Source organism: Chachezhania antarctica (assembly GCF_003646465.1).
In the GTDB taxonomy this organism is placed as follows: domain Bacteria; phylum Pseudomonadota; class Alphaproteobacteria; order Rhodobacterales; family Rhodobacteraceae; genus Chachezhania; species Chachezhania antarctica.
Genome location: NZ_QZEX01000034.1, coordinates 1 through 2,511, shown reverse-complemented (window position 1 = coordinate 2,511; position 2,511 = coordinate 1). Strand labels below are relative to the sequence as shown.

Below are 2,511 nucleotides of genomic sequence, written 5' to 3'. Positions count from 1 at the left end.
TGTGAATCTCGGAGGCAAACTGGGCCACGGAAACGGTGGGATTACCTGACCGTCGCGGAGTAAAATTCCGCCATTCTGACACCCGAGGCGGAAGCTGAGGGTCGGGAGATGTATTCTGTGGAATTGTATAACCGGGTGCGCAGAGCGTGCCATGTTGAGGGCATGAGTGAGCGCGAGGCGGCGCGTTTGTTCGGGATTGACCGCAAGACGGTGTCAAAGATTCTGAAGCATTCGGTGCCGCCGGGGTATCGACGTAAGGCGCCGCCGCATCGTCCGAAGCTTGATCCTTTCGTTCCGGTGATCGACCAGATCCTCGAAGAGGATAGAGGCAAACTGAAGAAACAGCGGCACACTGCCAAGCGGATCCATGCGCGGCTGCGCGACGAGCATGGCTTCACCGGCGGGATTACCATCGTCACCGATTACGTGCGCGAGAAGAAGCGCCGGACGCGGGAAGTATTCGTGCCGCTCTCACATGCACCGGGCCATGCCCAGGTCGACTTCGGCGAGACGCTGGGGGTGATTGCCGGTGTCGAGTGCAAGCTGCATTACTTTGCGATGGCTCTTCCGCATTCGGATGCGTTCTTCATCAAGACCTATCCGGCCGAGACGACCGAGGCGTTTTGCGATGGCCACAACGCGGCTTTCGCCTTCTTCGGCGGCGTTCCTTTGTCGATCCTCTATGACAATACAACAATCGCGGTGGCGAAGATTTTGGGCGACGGGGTCCGGCTGCGCACCCGCGTTTTTTCGGAATTGCAGTCGCATTACCTGTTCGATGACAAGTTCGGGCGGCCAGGCAAGGGAAACGATAAAGGCAACGTCGAAGGGGTGATCGGTTATGGGCGGCGGAACTTCCTCGTTCCGGCACCGCGGTTTGACAGCTTCGATGCGTTGAACGCCTGGTTAGAAGAACGATGTCTGACGCGACAGGGCGACATTCTTCGAGGTCACGCTGAGACTGTCGGTGATCGTCTGATGCGGGATCTGGATGCGCTGATGGCGCTGCCGCCCACGCCTTACGATGCCTGTGACAAGGTCAGCACCCGGGCGACATCAATCTCGATGGTTCGCTATCACAACAATGATTACTCGGTGCCGGTCGCCTATGCCCATCACGAAGTTCAGGTTCGTGGATATGTTCATGAGGTTGTGATTGGCTGCGGCACCGAGGTGATTGCCCGCCACCGCCGATCTTACGACAAAGCCGACATGGTGCTTGATGCGATACATTACCTGCCGCTGTTGGAGCAGAAGGTCGGGGCCTTGGATCAAGCCGCTCCACTGCAAGGCTGGGATCTGCCTGACGAATTCGCCACCCTGCGCCGGTTGCTGGAAGCGCGGATGGGGAAGAAGGGCAAGCGCGAATATGTTCAGGTTCTGCGGCTGCTGGAAACGTTCGAGCTGATCCATGTGCAAGGAGCCATCAGGCAGGCACTGGATCTCGGGGCCATCGGCTATGACGCCGTCAAGCATCTCGTCCTGTGCCGGATCGAGAAACGCCCGCCGCGGCTCGATCTCGATATCTATCCCTATCTGCCCAGAGCCCAGGTCGGCACGACAAATCCGGCCAGCTACATGAGCCTGATGTCGGGAGCGCCAGCATGAGCGACACTCCGCAGGTCTTATTGCAGCATCATCTGAAGGCGCTGCGGCTGCCGACCTTCAAGAGCGAATATGGCAAGTTGGCCCGTCAGTGTGCGGCAGAGGGCAAGGATCATGTTCAATACCTTCTGCGCCTTTGCGAACTGGAACTGATCGAACGCGAACGTCGGATGGTTGAACGGCGGATCAAGGCGGCGAAGTTTCCGGCCACAAAAAGCCTCGACAGTTTCGACTTCAAGGCGATCCCCTCGCTTAACAGGGTTCTGACCATGGAGCTTGCCCGCTGCGAATATGCCGAACGCCGCGAGAACATTATCGCTCTGGGTCCTTCGGGAACCGGCAAGACCCATGTTGCTTTGGGCCTTGGTCTCGCCGCCTGCCAGAAGGGCCTCAAGGTTCGCTTCACGACGGCGGCGGCGCTCGTTCATGAACTGATCGAAGCCGCCGATGACCGGCGTCTGCAACGGCTGCAAAAGCTGATGGCCAGTCAGGACCTGCTGATCATCGACGAACTCGGCTTCGTGCCCCTCAGCAAAACCGGCGCCGAGTTGCTGTTCGAAGTCATATCCCAACGCTATGAGCGCGGCTCGATCGTCATCACGTCCAACCTGCCATTCGATGAATGGACCGAAGTCTTCGGCTCCGAGCGTCTCACCGGCGCAATCCTGGATCGCCTGACCCACCACGTGCATATCCTAGAAATGAACGGCGACAGCTACCGGCTGCGCCAGAGCCGAAAACTTCAGGACTGAACTCACAAAAACAGCATCAAGGCTGGCCTGCGGCCAGCGCGCTCTGACACGCGTTAGCTATATGATGAGCACACGCGCCAGAGCGCCACCGCTATCCCGAACCTTGGCCCCTTTTTGCGCCGGTAAATGGCCCATTTTGTCGCCGAGATTGACA

2 protein-coding genes are annotated in these 2,511 nt (G+C 58.7%); both read left to right on the top strand.

Going from position 1 to position 2,511, the window contains the following annotated elements; genetic code table 11:
- The first annotated feature begins 108 nt into the window (after window positions 1-108).
- The gene (gene istA / locus D4754_RS23685) at window positions 109-1,608 is read left to right on the top strand and encodes an IS21 family transposase (protein WP_121068627.1); all 1,500 of its coding nucleotides are present in this window, start codon (window positions 109-111) and stop codon (window positions 1,606-1,608) included.
- On the top strand, window positions 1,605-2,357 hold the full coding sequence (gene istB / locus D4754_RS23680; RefSeq protein WP_121068626.1) for an IS21-like element helper ATPase IstB: 753 nt from the start codon (window positions 1,605-1,607) through the stop codon (window positions 2,355-2,357). Before istA ends, istB begins: the two co-directional genes overlap by 4 nt.
- Window positions 2,358-2,511 lie beyond the last annotated feature (154 nt).